The organism is Arthrobacter sp. SLBN-112, from assembly GCF_006715225.1.
Lineage (GTDB): Bacteria > Actinomycetota > Actinomycetes > Actinomycetales > Micrococcaceae > Arthrobacter.
Genome location: NZ_VFMU01000001.1, coordinates 2,661,982 through 2,680,546 on the forward strand (window position 1 = coordinate 2,661,982; position 18,565 = coordinate 2,680,546).

The following is an 18,565-nucleotide window of genomic DNA, read 5'->3' on the forward strand; positions in this document are numbered from 1 at the left end:
AGCGTGGACGCATATTTTTGGATCATCCTTGTCGTCGGCCTGGTGTCCACGCTGGCATGCCTGGGTGCCGGAATCATGAAGAAGGCGCCCAACGATGCCACCATCCTCTCCGTCATGGCCGTGGAAGCAGCGCTGGTGGTGTACCTGGTGGGTTCCATCGTCCGGGTCATCGCCGGCGAACCCATTGCCGGCGAGGCGTGGGAGTTCTGGGGCTACATGGCCACCGCCATGCTCCTGCCCCCGGCCGCGGTCTACTGGTCCGTCCTGGAGCGCACACGGTGGAGCAACTTTGTCCTGGCCGCAGTCGGCGTCACGGCACTGGTCATGGCTGCCCGAATGAACCAGATCTGGTACTGAAGTGGAAGAAGCAGCAGGAATGAAAGACAAGCAGGCCCGGGCGGCCACCGGCGAGGCACCCGTCCGCAATACCCGCAACACCGGCCCCGGCCGCCTCCTGATCGCCGTGTACGGGGTCTTCGCCATCTCGGCCACCGCCCGTGCCGGCTACCAGATCCTCACCAAGTTCTCCGAAGCTCCACTGGCCTACCTGCTCTCGGCCTTCGCCGCACTGGTCTACGTGGTGGCCACAGTGTCGCTGGCCAAGGCCGGAACCACCTGGTTCAAGGTCTCCGTTGCCGCAGTGCTGGTTGAACTGTTGGGTGTCCTGGTGGTGGGGACCCTGAGCATCCTGGACTCCGTGCAGTTCCCGCACGAGACGGTGTGGTCCCTGTTTGGCCGAGGCTATGGCTTTATCCCGCTGTTGCTGCCCATCCTCGGGCTGGTATGGCTGTACCGGCGCCGGCCCTCCGCGGCGCGTGCAACAGCGGCCAAAGCTGCGCAGTGAATCCGGGTAATCTTGAAGAGTTCCGCGGCCGGCATGGTTCCGGAACGACGATGCAGGCAGCTTAAGGCGAGGGTGATGGTTTACATCTGGAACGATCCGTCCGATGTCCCGGCGGATTTCGGCCCATCCGTTGTCACGTTCGGCAACTTTGACGGCGTCCACCGCGGCCACCAGCAGGTGCTGTCCCAGCTGATCCGTTCGGCCCGCCTCTCCCATGCCAAGGCCGTTGCCGTGACGTTCGACCCCCACCCCGCGCTTATCCACCGTCCCGAGGCCGCCCCGGAGCTGATCATGGGCCTGGACGACAAGCTGGAGGCGCTGGGCGAACTGGGACTGGACGCCATCCTGGTGGTCAAGTACTCGCTGGACCTCGCCAGCCTCACGGCGGAGGAATTCGTGGAGCAGTACCTGGTGGACTGCCTCCATGCCAGCCATGTGGTCATCGGCCACGACGCCCGTTTCGGACGGGGCAACTCCGGCGACCTGGACACCATGAAGGCGCTGGGCGACAAGTTCGGCTTCGACGTCCAGGTCATCAGCGAGTTCGGTGCCGAGGGCTACCCCCTGCATGACGACGACGGCACGGACCGGCGCTGTTCCTCCACCTGGGTGCGTGAGGCCCTGCAGGATGGCGACGTGGCCACCGCTGCCTCCGTCCTGGGGCGCCCGCACAGGATGCGAGGCGAGGTGGTCCATGGTGCCGCCCGCGGCCGGGCCCTCGGGTTCCCCACGGCAAACCTCTCTTCGAATGCCTCAGGGCTGATTCCCGCGGACGGCATCTATGCCGGCTGGCTGGTGGACCAGGCCGGCACGCGGTGGCCGGCAGCGATCTCGGTAGGGTCCAATCCCACGTTCGACGGAGTGAGCCGCCAGGTTGAGGCGCACGTGATCGACAGGCCCAAGGAAGCCGTGGAGGACTTTGATCTGTACGGCCAGACAGTGATTGTTGAATTCGTGGCGCGGCTTCGCGGCATGGTGGCCTATCGTGGCCCTGAAGCCCTGGTGGAACAAATGCGGCTGGATGTGGCCCAGGCCCACCAGCTCCTCAGCGGCCGCTGATTCCAGCATCCGCCGGAGTCTCAGCAACCGGGTGAGCACCAACGAAAGGCAGTACGTGTCCGTCGAGAAGAACACCCGCAAGCTGGATAAGGGGATCGTCCGTGACTTCAGCTCACGGATGAGCTACGCCTCCTACCTGCAGCTTCCCACCCTGCTCAGTGCGCAGCAGCCGGTGAGCGAGCCCGAACACCACGATGAGTTGCTTTTCATCATCCAGCACCAGACCACGGAACTGTGGCTGAAGCTGGTCCTGCATGAACTGCGCAGCGCGGCCGCATGGCTCCGTGAGGACGACCTGGGCTCGGCGCTCAAGGGCATCGCACGGGTCAAGCACATCCAGAAGACCCTCACTGAGCAGTGGTCCGTCCTGGCGACCCTGACACCCACGGAGTATTCGCAGTTTCGGGGCTTCCTGGGCAACTCGTCAGGGTTCCAGTCCGCCCAGTACCGCGCGGTCGAATTCGTCCTGGGCAACAAGAACCGCAAGATGCTTCCCGTCTTCGAATCCGACCCCGAGGCCCACGCCATGCTGGAGGAACTGCTTGCCGCACCGAGCATCTACGACGAGTTCCTGGCCTACCTGTCCCGCCGGGGTTTCGATGTTCCACGTTCGGTCCTGGACCGGGATGTGACCCGGGCGCACGAGTTCGCCCCGGAACTGGTCCCGCTCTTCAAGTACATCTATGAGAACGCGGCGGACAACTGGGCGGCCTACGAGGCGTGCGAGGAGTTGGTGGACCTGGAGGACAACTTCCAGCTCTGGCGGTTCCGGCACCTGCGCACCGTCCAGCGGACCATCGGCATGAAGACCGGCACCGGCGGGTCCAGCGGTGCCGCCTTCCTGCAGAAGGCCCTGGAACTGACGTTCTTCCCGGAACTATTCGCTGTCAGGACGGAGATCGGCCAATGAGCATCCACCAGGAAAACCCCACCGACGTGGCCACCGAAAAGCTCCGCCGGCGGGCCGAGGAGCTGGACCGCCGGGACGCCCTGGCGCACTGCCGGGACCACTTCATCGGCACGGACACGCCCCTGTCCTACCTCGACGGCAACTCCCTGGGCCGGCCGCTGCAGCGGACGGCAGACGACGTCGCCGCCTTCATCCGCGACGAATGGGGCGGCCGCCTCATCCGCGGCTGGGACGAAAAGTGGCTCGAAATGCCGCAGGCCATCGGTGACCAGCTGGGCCGCACGGTCCTTGGGGCGGCTCCGGGGCAGACGATCATCGCCGATTCCACCACAGTGGTGCTTTACAAGCTGATCCGCGCAGCCCTTGCCGCCGTGCAGGACCCGGACCGCAACGAGCTCGTCCTGGACACGGAGAACTTTCCCACCGACCGTTACCTGGTGGAGGGCATCGCACTCGAGGAAGGCCTGACCCTCCGCTGGATCGAGCCGGACCCCGCTGCGGGGGTGACCCTTGAGCAGGTGCGCCGGGCCATTGGGCCGCGTACCGCCGTCGTCCTTCTCAGCCAGATCGCGTACCGCTCCGGCCACCTGGCCGACCTGCCCGGGATCACCGCGGCAGTGCACGACGCCGGTGCCCTGGTGGTGTGGGACCTTTGCCATTCCGTGGGGTCGGTGGAGATCGACCTGGACGGCGCGGAGGTGGACTTCGCTGCCGGCTGCACCTACAAGTACCTCAACGGCGGCCCCGGATCGCCAGCGTTTGCTTACGTCAACCAGCGCCACCTGTCCACCCTGAACCAGCCCATCTGGGGATGGATGGGGCGCAAGAATGCGTTCGAGATGGCCGCCGGCTATGAACCGGCCGCGGGCATCCGGGGTTTCCTTAGCGGTACCCCCGCGATTTTCGGAATGATCGCCATGCAGGGCACTTTGGACCTCATCGAGGAAGCGTCGATGGCCGCCGTCCGGGACAAATCCGTGGCACTGACCGGGTTCGCCGTTGAGGTCTTCGATGCGCTGCTGGCCCCGCTGGGTGCGGAGCTGGCGTCGCCCCGGGATCCGGGGGAGCGGGGCGGCCACATCACCGTGGACCACCCGGACTTCACCAAGGCCACCGTGGAAGCACTGTGGAAAGGGGACGTCATCCCGGATTTCCGCTCTCCGCGCGGCATCCGGGTGGGGTTGTCCCCCTTGAGCACCAGTTTTGTCGAAGTGCTCCAGGGCATGGCGGCCATCCGGGACCGGCTCCAGGGCTGACAAGCGCGCTGTTTCGACAAGGTTGGGCCGGGGCCGGTAAACTGGACGATGGATCCGGCTGCAGTCCGTGGCGGCTGGTTCCTGTTGCAGTCCGCCTGCTCCGGTTCGCCGGATCAGGACGTACCCGGCAGACCCGGCAGTGAGTTACTGACCTGGGCCCTCACGGCACATCCCTAGGAGTTATTGTGGCACTTGACGCCGCTGTAAAGCAGTCCATCATCAAGGAATACGCAACCGTAGAAGGCGACACCGGTTCACCGGAGGTCCAGGTTGCTGTCCTGACCCAGCGGATCAAGGATCTGACTGAGCACATGAAGGAGCACAAGCACGATTACCACACCCAGCGCGGTCTGCTGGCCATGGTTGGTCGTCGTAAGCGCATGCTGAGCTACCTCAAGAAGACCGACATCGCCCGCTACCGTTCGCTCATCGAGCGCCTCGGCCTGCGCCGCTAGTCTGGCTTCGGGCGGCCCTTTCCTTCCGGAACGGGCCGCCTTCTTCAAATAAAACTAAACAGGAGGATCAACCGCATCACGCATTCGCGGTCCTCGGTAGTGATCCCCGGGAACGGCTTCGTTGACTGAAGCCGGCGGCCCGTGGGTCTCGATCGATGACCGGGTGCAGGGCCAGTAGACAGATGCTGGCCGGGTTGATGCGGCTGGACTTCCGTCAAACAGAAACGGAGGTGACTCTCTTGGAGGGTCCCGAAATCCAGTTCTCGGAAGCAGTCATTGACAATGGCCGTTTCGGCAAGCGCGTAATCCGCTTCGAAACCGGCCGTCTTGCCAAGCAGGCAGCCGGCGCAGCCATGGTGTACATCGACGATGACACCGCACTGCTGTCCGCCACCACTGCCGGCAAGCACCCGCGTGAAGGCTTTGACTTCTTCCCGCTGACGGTCGACGTCGAAGAGCGCATGTATGCTGCCGGCCGCATCCCGGGCTCGTTCTTCCGCCGTGAAGGCCGCCCGTCCACCGAAGCCATCCTGGCCTGCCGCCTGATGGATCGCCCGCTGCGCCCCGCCTTCATCAAGGGCCTGCGCAACGAGGTCCAGATCGTGGTCACCGTCCTGGCCATCAACCCCGACGAGCTGTACGACGTGGTGGCCATCAACGCTTCCTCGATGTCCACCCAGCTGTCCGGCCTGCCGTTCTCCGGCCCCATCGGCGGCGTCCGCGTTGCCCTGGTGGCCGACGAAAACGGATCGCAGTGGGTTGCTTTCCCCAAGCACTCGCAGCTGGAGAACTCCGTCTTCAACATGGTGGTTGCCGGCCGCGTTGCAGGTGACGACGTCGCCATCATGATGGTCGAGGCCGAAGCTACGGACAACTCCTGGAACCTCATCAAGGAACAGGGCGCCACTGCCCCCACCGAAGAGGTTGTGTCCGAGGGCCTTGAGGCTGCCAAGCCGTTCATCAAGGCACTCTGCGAAGCCCAGGCCGATTTGGCCGCACGGGCTGCAAAGCCCACTGTCGAGTTCCCGGTCTTCCTGGACTACGAGGACGACGTCTACGCGGCTGTCGAATCCGCCGCCGCCGACAAGCTTGCCGCTGTCTTCCAGATCGCCGACAAGCAGGAACGCGACAACGCCTCCGACGCGCTCAAGGACGAAGTCCTGGGCAACCTCGCCGGCCAGTTCGAAGGCCGCGAGAAGGAACTGTCCGCTGCCTTCCGCTCCGTCACGAAGCACGTTGTGCGCCAGCGCATCCTGAAGGACCAGGTCCGCATTGACGGCCGTGGCCTGACGGACATCCGCCAGCTCACCGCCGAAGTTGAGGTTCTGCCCCGCGTTCACGGTTCGGCCATCTTCGAGCGCGGCGAGACCCAGATCATGGGTGTCACCACACTGAACATGCTCAAGATGGAACAGCAGATCGACTCGCTGTCTCCCGTCACACGCAAGCGCTACATGCACAACTACAACTTCCCGCCGTACTCCACCGGTGAGACCGGCCGCGTGGGCTCGCCCAAGCGCCGCGAAATCGGCCACGGCGCCCTGGCAGAGCGTGCCATTGTGCCCGTGCTGCCTTCACGCGAGGAATTCCCGTACGCCATCCGCCAGGTGTCCGAGGCCCTCGGCTCCAACGGCTCGACGTCGATGGGTTCCGTCTGCGCCTCCACCCTGTCCCTCCTGAACGCCGGTGTGCCCCTGAAGGCCGCCGTCGCCGGCATCGCCATGGGCCTGGTTTCCGACCAGGTTGACGGTCAGACCCGCTACGCGGCACTGACCGATATCCTCGGCGCCGAAGACGCCTTCGGTGACATGGACTTCAAGGTTGCCGGTACCTCCGAGTTCGTCACGGCCATCCAGCTGGACACCAAGCTCGACGGCATTCCCGCTTCCGTGCTGGCAGCAGCACTGAAGCAGGCCCGCGAAGCACGCCTGCACATCCTCGAGGTCCTCAACTCGGCCATCGACACCCCGGACGAGCTCTCCGAGTTCGCACCGCGCGTCATCGCCGTGAAGATCCCCGTGGACAAGATCGGCGAGGTCATCGGCCCCAAGGGCAAGATGATCAACCAGATCCAGGAGGATACCGGCGCCGACATCTCCATCGAGGACGACGGCACGGTCTACATTGGCGCCACGAACGGTCCGTCTGCAGATGCAGCACGCTCGGCCATCAACGCCATCGCCAACCCGCAGGTCCCGGAAATCGGTGAGCGTTACCTGGGTACGGTCGTCAAGACCACCACCTTCGGTGCCTTCGTATCGCTGACTCCGGGCAAGGACGGCCTCCTGCACATCTCCGAGCTGCGCAAGCTGGCCAACGGCAAGCGCGTGGACAACGTCGAGGACGTTGTCTCGGTGGGCCAGAAGGTCCAGGTGGAGATCACCAAGATCGACGACCGCGGAAAGCTCTCGCTCGCCCCGGTAGTTGCCGAGGAAGAAGGCGCCGAGGTCGAAACCGAGCGCGCCCACACCACCGAACCTGCTGAAGGCGCTGACGTCTAACAGTTCCGGTTTCCGGCACATAAGCATGAATCGGCGGGGCCGGTGGATGATCCACCGGTCCCGCCGCTGTTACGATGGCAGCCAGATCCCGGCTGCCCCTTTTGAAAGGCCTCAATGACTGTTGTACCCCTGCCGCTTGAGCAGAACCACCGCGGCGAGACCCTGGTCCACGGCTCCGACGGCGGGTCCGAGGTCCGGCGTTCAGTGCTGCCAGGGGGAGTGCGGGTACTGACGGAGGCGATGCCGGGCCAGCGGTCGGCCACCATCGGGTTCTGGGTGGGCGTGGGGTCCAGGGATGAAGCGCCAGGCCAGCACGGGTCCACCCACTTCCTCGAGCACCTGCTGTTCAAAGGCACCAGGCGCCGCACAGCCCTGGAAATTGCCTCCGCCTTTGATGAGGTGGGCGGCGAATCAAACGCGGCAACCGCCAAGGAAAGCACCTGCTACTTTGCCCGCGTCCTGGACTCCGACCTCCCCATGGCCATCGACGTCATTGCGGACATGATCACCGGCGCCGTGCTGGATCCTGACGAGATGGAGCAGGAACGGGACGTCATACTGGAGGAAATCGCAATGGACAGCGATGACCCCACGGATGTGGCGCACGAGCACTTCGTCGCCGCGGTCCTCGGCAGCCACCCCCTTGGGCGGCCGATTGGCGGCACCCCGGCCGCCATCAAGGCCGTCGCCCGCGATTCAGTGTGGGAGCACTACCGCCGGTACTACAAGCCTGAAGAACTGGTGATCACCGCGGCTGGCGGCCTGGACCACGATTTGGTGTGCGGACTGGTGGTGGATGCCCTGCAGACCGCCGGGTGGTCCCTGGAGGCCGACGCCGCGCCGGTGCAGCGGCGTTCCACCGAGCGTGCCCTGATCACGGGAACTGCCGGCCTGCATGTGGTCAAGCGCGCCGTGGAGCAGGCAAACATCATCATGGGATGCCCCACGATCGTTGCCACCGACGAACGGCGCTATGTTATGAGTGTCCTGAACGCGGTCCTGGGCGGCGGCATGTCCTCCCGGCTGTTCCAGGAGGTTCGCGAGAAGCGTGGACTGGTGTACTCCACCTACTCCTTTGCGTCGTCCTACGCCGACGCGGGCTATTTTGGAATGTACGCCGGCTGCACCCCGTCGAAGGTGCGGCAGGTGGTGGACCTGCTTGGTATCGAGCTCGATAAGCTCGCCGAACACGGAATTTCCGACGACGAACTCCGCAAGGCCGTGGGGCAACTCGGCGGCGGAATTGTCCTGGCACTGGAGGACACCGGCTCCCGGATGTCCCGGCTGGGCCGCGCCGAACTGGTGTCCGGTGAATACCAGGACATCGACGAAACCCTGCGGCTGATCAAAGCCGTCACCACCGAACAGGTCCAGGAACTTGCAGCCGAACTCGCTGCCGCGCCGCGGACCATCACTGTAGTAGGTCCCTTCGACGAGACCGAGACCTTCGGGCTCTAGCATCTGGCGCTGTCGGGCAGGGCTGCCGTGGGACACTGCTCTCGCGGGGCCACTGGCGGCCCGGCCCTGGAGAGCCCATCCTGAGGGGGAACGATCTTCGGCAGGAGGTGGCGGAACGGTGAACGGGCCAACAGTGGAGCGCACCCATCCAGCCTTATCTGGCCTGCCGGGACATTGGCGGGGCCGCACGTATGTGGCTTCCGGTCCCTGGGGGCCGGAGCACAGCGTGGACGCCGAGGTGTCCTACCACCAGGTGGCCGGAGGCCTCGGTGTAGTGCAGAGCTACCGGCACGTTGAGCCGGACGGCAGCCATTTCGAAGGCCACGGCATCTTCACGGTTGATCCGGTCCGCAACGACGTGCTCTGGTATTACGTCGACAGCACAGGTGTGCCGCCAGGCAGCGCCGCCCGCTGCACATGGCGCAATGGCGTCCTGCGGGTTGAACGGCGCAGCGACGCCGGGTGGACACGCCACTCGATCAAAGTTGAAGGAGAAGTCCTGACCCACGTCACCAAGTTGCGTGCGATTGGCAAGGACGACGGCGGCGACGCCCCTGACGCTGGCACCAACGGCAAGGCTTCGCCCTACAGGCCGTTCATGCGCTCGGAGTTCCACCGGGTCTGAACAGCGGTTCAGGCCGCTGCCTCGATGATGCGGGTCTTTGGTGCTCCGGCGAGAGCAGGGGCGTTGGCAGGGGAATGCCAAACGTGTTCGCGCAGGTTCGAGAGCAATCGCTCCGCCTTGTCCAAATCCGCGAAGTCCAGCTCAACTACGATGTAGTGCGGGTCCCCGACTGGTTGGCCAATCCGGTGGGAGAGCACCCCGGAAGCCGCCCTGTTGACGGGGTCGCGGTCAAAAGCGGTCTTCCAGGTTTGGAAGTCTGTGATGGTGTGTTCGATCTGTAGGGTGTACATCGGAGTCTCCTCACTCGTCCGGCGACGTGGGCGCTGTCCACGTTGCCAACATAGACGGCACGGTCCCTGGCCGGTATCCCAGAAATCTGGGTGGCGGATGCGTCGGGTCCGGTGGTGCCGGCGGGAGCATACTGGGGGAATGAAGAGCGACTGGGCGATGGTCCGAAGCCTTGAACGCATCCGGGTTCTTGCTGGATCCATCCGGGACCACCAGGCTCTCCGAAAAACCGTTCTCACGGAAGTGGGCACGATGGTGCCCTTCGACGCATTCGTCTGGCCTCTTTGCGACCCCCGCACGACGGTAGGCATGGCTCCTCGGGCCAGGATTCCCTGCCCGCAGGAACTGCCGGCACTCATCCGTCTCAAGTACCTTTCCCCTCCGGCGCGCTGGACCGGGTTGATGGCCTCCCCAGTCCCCGCACTGAGCCTTCAGCACGCAACCCAGGGTGATCCTGCCCGCAGCCTGTTGTGGAGGGGAATGCTGAATCGCTACGACGTTCGCGACGTGCTGTCAGCCGTCTTCGCCGACCAGCACGGGTGCTGGGCCTGGCTTGATCTCTGGCGAACTGGAGAGGCAGACGACTTCACCGAACAAGAAACCACTTACCTGGCTGAGCTGGCAGCGGCACTGACGCCGGGATTGCGTCGTTCCGTGGCCGGGCAATTCCATGCAGGAACCACGCCCGACGTTATGGTTGGGCTGGATCTGGCTTCCCGGAAAGGCGACTCTGCGCGACCGGGTGCACCTTCTGGACAGGACATGGCCCCTGGGCCGGATACCGGGAGGCAGGGATTACCCGAGCAGGGTGTCCTGACCTTGAGCGAAGACCTCGCCGTGGTTGGCCGGACTGAATCGGTCAACGAGTGGCTCCATCTGTTGCAGCCCGGTCCCGTCCCGCATCACCAGGTTCCGGCCGAGGTGCTGAACGTTGCTGCGCAGTTGCTCGCTAGGGAGGCCGGAGTGGACCACCATGATGCGGAGAGCAGGGTGCATATTGGTTCCGGCAGATGGGTCCTGCTGCGAGCCAACCGGATTGCCCCTGCCGCAGAGGGCTCGACACCGCCGCTGGCCGTGACCATTCAGGGCTGTATGCCTTCGGACCGGCTGGACATCTTTGCCCGGGCCTTCGGCCTTACGCAGCGGCAGAGGGAGCTGTTGTTGTTGGCTGCTGCCGGGGCGGACACAGGAACTATGGCGGATACCCAAGGAGTGACTCCATACACTGTCCAGGACCAGTTCAAGCAAATTTTCCAGGCTTGCGCAGTCCACAGCCGCGCGGCCTTGATGGCCCTGGCGCTTGGAACCGGGTCATGGGGGTAATAATGGCTGCTTGGAACGCCGGACGGTGGACAGTGGACCATCAGTGTTGCCAGCACAGGCTTCAGCAGGACTTTTCACGTCAGCAGCATCTGCCAGTTCATTTCTGGATCCGGCGGCAGGCGGAATGGCATGGCGTAGAAGTCGTCCCACAGCGGATCGGCCGGTGAAAGTGCATCCGGGTCAATGAAACGGCCACCGGGTGGCTCTCCACATGGCACGTCCGGCACGTCCGGCCAGTCCGGGATCTCGGCCAGTAAGTGCAGGATTGCCGATGGCCAGTGGGTTGGGTTGGGGTCGGAGTGTTCGGGGTTGTAGTGGCGGCCGGTGGGTGAGCTCCAGCCGGGCGGTCCGTTGTGGGTTGCGGGGTCGGGGATCCATGGCCGGGCGTGCTTGAGCCGGTGATGTTTTGGGCAGAGTTGTGCCAGGTTGCTGGTGCCGGTGGTGCCGCCGTGATCCCACGCGGTGAGGTGGTCGGTGTCGTTGTCAGGGGAACGATTGCTGCAGCCGGGAAAGGTGCATTTTCGGTCGCGCATGCGGATCCATTGTTTGATGGTTTCGGTGAGCCGGTAGCGGGTGCGGCCGATCTCCAACGGGGCGCCGTCGCGGGGGTCGACCAGGACCCGGTAGAACGAGTCCGCGCCGTCGGCGACGAGTTTGCGGGCCATTGATGCCGGGATGGGGCCGTGGCCGTCCAGTTCTGCGGGTTCGTCCGTGATGCGGAGGAGGGAGAAGACCGGGACCATGACCAGCACGTCGGCCCGCGGCGTGGGGACTCTTCCAATATCACTATTGCTCCCCGCAGCGCTCCCGGTACCGGAAACGCTGCCTGCACCCGTTCCCGCAGCATCACCAGTCCTCCCGGCCGTCTCACTCGCAGCACCCTCACGCGCAGGCGTTCCGGCGCCGAGGAGCAGGGACGCTGCGATGTCGGGGCGGAGCTGGGTGATGGTGCGGGGTTCGTTGGGGCCTTGGAGGCCGCGGGCGGTGGCGGTGGTGCGGTTCCAGATCGCCGAAGCGGTGTGCCCGGGGAGGTGGAGCGAGATCCAGGCCATGCCGTCCCGGTCCGGGGTGTATTCCATCCGCCGGTCCGCGACACCCTTCGCGTGGCGCTTCTCCAGGGTTTCGGGGTGGTGGCGTTCCCGCCAGGTACGGACTTTGGTCCGGAATCGGGACGGGACGAGCTCACCGGGTGCGGCGCGGCGGGCCGGGTTGGGGGCGTCGGGGTGGAAGAAGTGAGCTACCAGGGCGGCGGCGCCGTCGGGGGTGAGGCCTTCGGTCTCGTCGGCAACAATTTTCGCGTGCTGCCAGGACAGGGCCCCGGCGGCCAAGGCGTCCATCACCGGCGGGAGGGAACACACCCGCCGGGACTGCTCCACGAATGCTCCTGCGGCCCTCGGAACTGATGGTCAGGACCCCGGCGATCTCCTCCACCGCTGACATCTCCGAGAACGTCCGCTCATGTACGGGCGCGTCCGGGGCAAGCAGTGTCTGCTGGATCTCAACGGCTTCGGCAACATCACCGGCCTTGACCGCGGCGAGCTGCGCCTCCAGCCGCTTCACCACTTCCAGCCGGGCCAGCCGGAGCTCGTACCGCCGCTGCAACACATCCACACCGGCACCAACACCCACGCCGGCAGCCAGGAAAGCATCCTCAGCAGCAAGCGCATCAAGCGCAGCGACAGAGGCATGAACACCCTCCAAAGCCACACCACCGCCGCTGCTGATTCCCATGGAAACATCATCCAACGAGGCACTGACATTCCAAGTTGCGCCGGGCCATCCAAATGGCCTCAGGCGATCAGAAGCCCGCGGCAGCCTCGAGAAGCTGTTCCGGTTACAACCCGGTTGTTTACCCGCCGGCGAACGGAGGCAGCACGTCCACCACGTCGTCCGGACCAAGAACTGTCGAGCGGTCCCGCACCGCCACCTCATTGAGCAGGAAGCTGCTGCGGGACAGGATGCGCGGAAGCGGCGGCGTCCCGGCAGGGGGTTCGGCACGCTCCACGGCGAGCACCGCCTCCAGCAGGTCGGCCACGGTAGCACCATCCGGAAGTTCGAACTTTTCTTCCTCGAAGCCTGCGGCAGCGCGTGCGGCAGCAAAATAACGTACCAGCATCCCGGTCAGCCCCCGATAGCGCTCATGCTGCGGTCCGGCTGGACGAAGTCCGGAGCATCCAGTCCCACATGGTCCATGCCGTGGGCCTTCGGTTTAATCCACATGGCGTCCTGCCACCGCTGCGCCAGTTCCTCGTCGGTGGCGCCGTCCCGCAGCAGGCCCAGCAGGTCGAACTCTTCGCGCGAGAACAGGCAGCTCATGATCTTGCCCTCGGCAGTGATCCTGGTGCGCCGGCAGTCAGAGCAGAAGGGCTCGGTGACGGAAGCGATGATTCCCACGGTTCCCAGCACTGGCCCAGCCGAATCTGCAGAACCTGCCGCCCGCCGTCGTACTTCAAACCGCTCCGCCGGGGCACCGTCACGCGCGCGGGGATCAGGGCTGAGGACAAAGTCGCGGGACAGCAGATCGCGGATCTCGGCGGCGGTGATCATGTTGCGGCGGGTCCAGCCGTGATCGGCGTCCAGCGGCATCTGTTCGATGAACCGCAGTTCGTAGCCGCGCCCCAATGCCCAGTCGAGCAACTGCGGCGATTCGGCGTCGTTAATGCCGCGCATCAGGACAGCGTTCAGTTTGACCGGGCCCAGGCCGGCAGCCCACGCGGCGTCCACACCGGCCAGGACCTGGCCCAGGAATGGACGCCGGGTCAGCTTGGTGAACGTTTCTTCATGCAGGGAATCAAGTGACACATTGATGCGGGTCAAGCCGGCTTCCTTGAGGGCGGCAGCCTTCTTGGCCAGGCCAACACCATTGGTGGTCATGGAGATCGGCAGGTCCCGGTGGTTGGCCCGCAGTGCCGCGATAATCTGCACGAGGTCGTGCCGAACAAGCGGCTCGCCGCCGGTCAGCCGCAGTTCGCGGACACCCAGCTGCTCCACGCCAACCTTGACAATCCGCACGATCTCCCCAGCAGACATGACAGCCTGCTTGGCGAGCCATTCCAGGCCCTCCGCCGGCATGCAGTACGTGCAGCGGAGGTTGCACTTGTCCGTCAGGGACAGCCTCATGTCGGTGGCGCGGCGGCCATACCGATCCACCAGCCCCGCCGGTGCATCGGCCGGGCGGCGCGCGGGAACGCCGGGCAGCGCCGACGCTGCTTCCTCCCGCGGCTGGGGCATGCCTAGCTGGACACTCATGAAATCAGGCTACGCCACGTTGAGCCGCCCATCACACCTGTGACCAGAGTCAGCTGGGCAAGATGTATGGGCGCACCGCCGCCGGCGACCCTTGGCAAACCTATGCTGGAAGATGTGAAGAGTTCCCAGCGCCGGCAGGTAGCGGACGACGACGGCGCTGGCCTTGGCGAGCGCATGGAGAGTCCCGTCCCGCTGCAGGCAGTCCCGCACGCCAGGGGCGGTTGGGCTGCCGCTGCCGGGATAGCCGCCGCAGGCGCCGGTGTGGCAGTGGGGGAGTTGGCCGCGGGGGTTGTCAGCCCATCCCTGTCACCCTTGACAGCCGTTGGCGGCGCCGTCATCGACGCCGTCCCTCCCGGCGTTAAAGACTGGGCCATCTCCGTCTTCGGGACGGCCGACAAGGCGGCACTCCTGGTGGGAATGGCGCTGGTCATCGCCGTCCTGGCGGCGCTGGCCGGAGTCCTCGAGTATCGGCGCCGGTTCACCGGTGCTGCCGTGATGGGAATCTTCGGACTCGCCGGAGCGGCCGCCGTGCTGACCCGTTCCCAGATGACCCCCATGTCACTCATCCCGCCGCTCCTGGCCGCAGGCGCCGCCGTCGTGCTGTTGCGGGTCCTGGTGCGCAGGCTGCACGCGTGGGACATGTCAATGCCCGTCCAACCAAGAGCGAGCCAGCGTGCTGCCGCTGCCGGAGCCACGGCCGGCCCCGTGGCCGCCCAATCCCGCCGCAGCTTCTTCCAGTTCCTCGGTGTTACCGCAGCGGCTTCTGCGGCGGGAGGAGTACTGGCAGGAATCTGGCGCGGGGCCACCATGGCGGTCACCGAGGCCCGGGCACGCATCACCCTTCCCGCAGCGGCGTCACCGGCAAAGCCCGTGCCTGCTGCTGCAGAATCGGGTGTTGCAGGGACGACACCGCTGGTAACCCCAAACCGGGACTTCTACCGGATCGACACCGCGCTGTCCGTCCCGGCGGTGAACCCGGATACCTGGGTCCTGAAAGTAACCGGCAAGGTAGCCCGGGAAGTCCAGCTCTCCTACGCGGACCTCCTGGCCAAGCCGCTGACCGAACGGCACATCACCATCGCCTGCGTCTCCAACGGCGTGGGCGGTGACCTGATCGGAAACGCCCGCTGGCTGGGCTGGCCGGTCCGGGATCTGCTGGCCCTGGCCGGTCCCCAGCCGGACGCCGACATGGTCCTCTCCCGCAGCGCCGACGGCTGGACCGCCGGGACGCCGCTGGCGGTCCTCACAGATAACCGGGATGCCCTGCTGGCCGTGGGCATGAACGGCGAACCGCTGCCGCTGGAGCACGGCTTCCCGGTCCGCATGGTGGTTCCGGGCCTCTATGGCTATGTCTCGGCCACCAAATGGGTCACCGAACTCAAAGTCACCCGGTTCGCCGACGACGCCGGATACTGGACTCCGCGTGGCTGGTCCGAGCGCGGGCCCATCAAGACGTCGTCCCGCATCGACGTCCCCCGCAGCGGCCGCCCGGTCAATGCGGGAACGGTTGTTTTCGCCGGAGTCGCCTGGGCCCAGCACACCGGCGTCAGGAAGGTGGAACTGCGGATCAACCGCGGACCATGGCGGGAAGCGGATCTCGCCACGGGGATCTCCGCCGACACCTGGTACCAGTGGAAGGTGGCCGTGGACCTCACCCCCGGGCAGTACGAGGTCCAGGTGCGCGCCACCACCCTGGCGGGCGAACCCCAGGACGAAACCGCACGTCCACCGGCACCCGACGGCGCCACCGGATTCCACACCGTTAGAGTGGACGTGAAATCCTGACGGCCCAGACCCCTGACGGCCCAGACCAAAGGCGTACCCATGACCAGCCACACCCCACACGGCCCCGCCCACCACGCAGCGGAGCACGCCCGGTCTGTCGCTGAACATGCCGCCGCCGTCGTGGCAATTCTCCGGCCGCTCCAGTCAGCGGACCGCACGGAGACCCTGCCGCTCAGCCAAGCGCTGGGACGCGGCCTGGTGCACGGATTCCTGGCGCCGCTCAGCCTTCCCCCCTTCGCGAATTCCCAGATGGACGGCTATGCCGTCTGCTCCGCTGACCTTTCCGACGGCGGCGCGCCCTTGCGCATCATGCCTCCGGTTCCTGCCGGGTCAAGCCCGCAACGGCTCCAGCCGGGAGCTGCGGCGCCCATCATGACAGGTGCCATGATCCCGGCGGGGGCCGACGCCGTCGTACCGATCGAAAAGGCGCTACCGGACCACTTCCTGGCATCCGGTGACGGGCAGGCAGTAACGCTGCCCGTCACCGCACCCGGAACGTTCGTGCGCGCTGCCGGCAGCGACATCAGGGCGGGGGAGCGGGCCCTGGCCGCCGGGACGTGCCTGGGACCGGCCCAACTGGGGCTGCTGGCGGCGCTCGGAATGCCGGAGGTGACCGTGTACAAGGCCGTGACCGTCCTGCTGGTTACCACAGGGGACGAAGTGGTGGAACCGGGCCAGCCACTCCCGCCGGGCAAAATCTACGACTCCAACGGAACACTCCTGGAAGCCGCCATGAAACAGGCGGGCCTGACAGTCCGGCGCACCGGAATTTCCACCGACAACCCGGCTGAGCTCCAGGCGCTGCTCAGAACCGAAATCGAGGGGGCTGACCTGATCGTCACCACCGGCGGGGTCAGCAAGGGGGCCTACGAGGTGGTGCGTCAGGCAATGGCGGACCAGCCGGTGGACTTCCTGCACGTGGCCATGCAGCCGGGCGGGCCCCAGGGACTGGGAACGTTCGACGGCGTCCCTTTCCTTGGGTTTCCCGGCAATCCGGTCAGCTGCCTGGTGTCCTTCGAGATGTTCCTCCGCCCCGCATTGGCGGAGTTGCTGGGGACGCCGGCCCGAAGGCTGCCGCTGCGCGCCCGCCTTGACCTTGGAGGGGCGGGCGGGAAACTAGCCTCGCCCGGGCACAAGCACCAGGTCCGGCGCGGCAGCCTGCAGCCGGACGGAACCGTTCGGCTGGAGGGCGGCGAGAGCTCGCACCTGATGCACGCCCTCGCCGGATCGAACGTCCTGGTCCACATTCCTGCCGGAGTAACGGAACTCGCCGACGGCGACGAGGTGGAAGTATGGATGCTGTGAACGCAGAACATACCCCCGCACTGACGCACCTGCGCCAGGACGGCAGCGCCCAGATGGTGGATGTCTCCGCCAAAGCCGAGACCACCCGGGAGGCTACGGCCACCGCCACCGTCAGGACCACCGCCGAGGTGATGCAGCTCCTGGGCACTGGCGGGCTCCCCAAGGGCGATGCCCTGGCTGTGGCCCGCGTGGCGGGCATCATGGCAGCCAAGAAGACGCCGGACCTGATACCGCTCTGCCACCCGCTGCCCCTTTCAAAAGTCACCGTTGACTTCGAACTCGACACTGACGCCGTGACGGTAACCTCCACCGTCAAGACCAGGGGCGTCACCGGAGTGGAAATGGAGGCCCTGACCGCAGTGTCCGTGGCAGCCCTTAGTGTCTACGACATGATCAAGGCAGTGGACAAGCATGCCGTCCTGACGGATATCAAGGTGCTGGCCAAGAGCGGCGGCAAGAGCGGAGACTGGGCACTGTGACCAACCCCAACATCATGGACGTCTCCGAACCCCACCGGCACGGCGACGTGCAGGGGCGCAAGGCCGGCGTCGTAATCGCGTCCACCCGCGCCGCGGCCGGCATCTACGACGACGAAACGGGCCCCGTGATCACCGACTGGCTCACGGAACACGGCTTCGACGTCTTCCCGGCCATGGTGGTCCCCGACGGCGAGCCCGTCGGCGCTGCCATCAGGGCGCTCCTCACCCAGCGACCTGCCGTCGTCATCACCAGCGGCGGCACCGGCCTCAGCCCGGACGACCGCACGCCTGACGTCACCCTGCCCCTGCTGGACCGGGAAATCCCCGGAATCATGGAAGCGATCAGGCGGGCCGGTGCTGCCAAGACCCCGCTGGCCGCCCTGAGCAGGGGCTACGCCGGCGCCGCGGGCCGGACCTTCATTGTGAACCTGCCCGGGTCACCGAAGGGCGTCATGGACGGACTCAGCGTCCTGGACCCGGTGATCGGGCACCTTTGCGACCAGCTGGAAGGCGGACATGGGCACTGAAGCAGCATTCGAGGTAGTGCGGGCGGTCCTGAGCGCGGATCCCATTTCCGTGGACCAGGCGATTGCCGCGGTGGAAAGCGACACCGCGGGCGCGGTGGTCAGCTTCAGCGGGGTTGTGCGCAACCACGACGGCGGCAAGGCCGTTGAGCGCCTCAGCTACAGTGCGCACCCCACGGCCCACCAGGTGATGGCCGACGTCGTCGCCCGGCTGGTTGCCGAGCAAAACGCCGTGGCGGAGGAGGCTGCCGGGGAGACTTCCGGGGGCAAGGCCGGCCAGCCGGTCCGGATCTGGGCCGCACACCGGATCGGGACGCTGGAGATCGGGGACCCGGCGCTGGTGTGCGCGGTATCCGCTGCGCACCGCGGGCAGGCCTTTGCAGTCTGCTCCGAACTGGTGGACCGCATCAAGGAACAGGTGCCCATCTGGAAGGAACAGTTCTTCGTGGACGGCACCGTGGAATGGGTGGGCGCAGGCGGCTGATGCCGTCCTGGGCCAGGCGC

Annotated in this window: 19 protein-coding genes; 15 read left to right on the forward strand and 4 right to left on the reverse strand. The window is 66.0% G+C overall.

Annotation, left to right across the window (positions count from 1 at the left end):
• Positions 1 to 3 precede the first annotated feature (3 nt).
• From FBY33_RS12315 to FBY33_RS12355, 9 genes are all read left to right on the forward strand, one after another.
• Positions 4 to 357 carry a hypothetical protein gene (locus FBY33_RS12315; protein WP_142030820.1) on the forward strand — a complete coding sequence of 118 codons (354 nt, stop codon included), beginning with the start codon at positions 4 to 6 and terminating at the stop codon, positions 355 to 357.
• 19 nt (positions 358 to 376) lie between these two features.
• The gene (locus FBY33_RS12320; RefSeq protein ID WP_142030821.1) at positions 377 to 844 is read left to right on the forward strand and encodes a hypothetical protein; all 468 of its coding nucleotides are present in this window, start codon (positions 377 to 379) and stop codon (positions 842 to 844) included.
• A gap of 75 nt (positions 845 to 919) precedes the next feature.
• Complete coding sequence (locus tag FBY33_RS12325) at positions 920 to 1,903, forward strand: bifunctional riboflavin kinase/FAD synthetase (RefSeq protein ID WP_142030822.1); 984 nt, start codon at positions 920 to 922, stop codon at positions 1,901 to 1,903.
• A gap of 55 nt (positions 1,904 to 1,958) precedes the next feature.
• Positions 1,959 to 2,813 (forward strand): tryptophan 2,3-dioxygenase, encoded by an 855-nt coding sequence (kynA, locus tag FBY33_RS12330; protein ID WP_142032830.1) that lies wholly within the window; start codon positions 1,959 to 1,961, stop codon positions 2,811 to 2,813.
• Entirely contained in the window at positions 2,810 to 4,069 is a 1,260-nt protein-coding gene (gene kynU, locus FBY33_RS12335; protein ID WP_142030823.1) for a kynureninase, read from the forward strand. Before kynA ends, kynU begins: the two co-directional genes overlap by 4 nt.
• A 185-nt stretch (positions 4,070 to 4,254) precedes the next feature.
• Positions 4,255 to 4,524: a 30S ribosomal protein S15 gene (gene rpsO, locus FBY33_RS12340; protein WP_056338389.1), complete on the forward strand. Its 270-nt coding sequence runs from the start codon at positions 4,255 to 4,257 to the stop codon at positions 4,522 to 4,524.
• Between the two features lie 239 nt (positions 4,525 to 4,763).
• The gene (locus tag FBY33_RS12345; RefSeq protein WP_142032832.1) at positions 4,764 to 7,025 is read left to right on the forward strand and encodes a polyribonucleotide nucleotidyltransferase; all 2,262 of its coding nucleotides are present in this window, start codon (positions 4,764 to 4,766) and stop codon (positions 7,023 to 7,025) included.
• A gap of 114 nt (positions 7,026 to 7,139) precedes the next feature.
• Positions 7,140 to 8,483: a M16 family metallopeptidase gene (locus FBY33_RS12350; protein WP_142030824.1), complete on the forward strand. Its 1,344-nt coding sequence runs from the start codon at positions 7,140 to 7,142 to the stop codon at positions 8,481 to 8,483.
• Positions 8,484 to 8,601: 118 nt separating this feature from the next.
• Positions 8,602 to 9,108, forward strand: a complete 507-nt coding sequence (locus FBY33_RS12355) for a DUF1579 family protein (RefSeq protein WP_235010553.1) — start codon at positions 8,602 to 8,604, stop codon at positions 9,106 to 9,108.
• Between the two features lie 8 nt (positions 9,109 to 9,116).
• Here FBY33_RS12355 and FBY33_RS12360 read toward each other — a convergent pair whose 3' ends face one another.
• Positions 9,117 to 9,398 carry a hypothetical protein gene (locus FBY33_RS12360; protein WP_142030825.1) on the reverse strand — a complete coding sequence of 94 codons (282 nt, stop codon included), beginning with the start codon at positions 9,396 to 9,398 and terminating at the stop codon, positions 9,117 to 9,119.
• 139 nt (positions 9,399 to 9,537) lie between these two features.
• Between FBY33_RS12360 and FBY33_RS12365 the strand changes: the two genes are divergently transcribed.
• The gene (locus tag FBY33_RS12365) at positions 9,538 to 10,719 is read left to right on the forward strand and encodes a helix-turn-helix transcriptional regulator (protein ID WP_142030826.1); all 1,182 of its coding nucleotides are present in this window, start codon (positions 9,538 to 9,540) and stop codon (positions 10,717 to 10,719) included.
• Positions 10,720 to 10,793: 74 nt separating this feature from the next.
• Here FBY33_RS12365 and FBY33_RS12370 read toward each other — a convergent pair whose 3' ends face one another.
• From FBY33_RS12370 to moaA, 3 genes are all read right to left on the reverse strand, one after another.
• Entirely contained in the window at positions 10,794 to 12,095 is a 1,302-nt protein-coding gene (locus tag FBY33_RS12370; RefSeq protein WP_327436749.1) for an HNH endonuclease signature motif containing protein, read from the reverse strand.
• 473 nt (positions 12,096 to 12,568) lie between these two features.
• The gene (locus tag FBY33_RS12375) at positions 12,569 to 12,835 is read right to left on the reverse strand and encodes a MoaD/ThiS family protein (protein WP_056338374.1); all 267 of its coding nucleotides are present in this window, start codon (positions 12,833 to 12,835) and stop codon (positions 12,569 to 12,571) included.
• A gap of 5 nt (positions 12,836 to 12,840) precedes the next feature.
• A complete protein-coding gene (gene moaA / locus FBY33_RS12380) occupies positions 12,841 to 13,968 on the reverse strand; it encodes a GTP 3',8-cyclase MoaA (RefSeq protein WP_200831373.1) in 1,128 nt (375 codons plus the stop codon).
• Positions 13,969 to 14,142: 174 nt separating this feature from the next.
• On the opposite strand from moaA, the gene FBY33_RS12385 reads away from it, so the two are divergent.
• Genes FBY33_RS12385 through FBY33_RS12405 form a run of 5 tightly spaced genes read left to right on the forward strand, consistent with a single transcriptional unit; the run spans position 14,143 to position 18,545 of the window.
• A complete protein-coding gene (locus FBY33_RS12385; protein WP_142032838.1) occupies positions 14,143 to 15,753 on the forward strand; it encodes a molybdopterin-dependent oxidoreductase in 1,611 nt (536 codons plus the stop codon).
• A gap of 39 nt (positions 15,754 to 15,792) precedes the next feature.
• Positions 15,793 to 17,058 carry a molybdopterin molybdotransferase MoeA gene (locus tag FBY33_RS12390; RefSeq protein ID WP_142030827.1) on the forward strand — a complete coding sequence of 422 codons (1,266 nt, stop codon included), beginning with the start codon at positions 15,793 to 15,795 and terminating at the stop codon, positions 17,056 to 17,058.
• Entirely contained in the window at positions 17,046 to 17,537 is a 492-nt protein-coding gene (moaC, locus tag FBY33_RS12395; protein ID WP_142030828.1) for a cyclic pyranopterin monophosphate synthase MoaC, read from the forward strand. Before FBY33_RS12390 ends, moaC begins: the two co-directional genes overlap by 13 nt.
• Before the next feature lie 14 nt (positions 17,538 to 17,551).
• Entirely contained in the window at positions 17,552 to 18,064 is a 513-nt protein-coding gene (locus tag FBY33_RS12400) for a MogA/MoaB family molybdenum cofactor biosynthesis protein (RefSeq protein ID WP_142032840.1), read from the forward strand.
• Complete coding sequence (locus FBY33_RS12405) at positions 18,054 to 18,545, forward strand: molybdenum cofactor biosynthesis protein MoaE (RefSeq protein ID WP_142030829.1); 492 nt, start codon at positions 18,054 to 18,056, stop codon at positions 18,543 to 18,545. Before FBY33_RS12400 ends, FBY33_RS12405 begins: the two co-directional genes overlap by 11 nt.
• Positions 18,546 to 18,565: the final 20 nt, after the last annotated feature.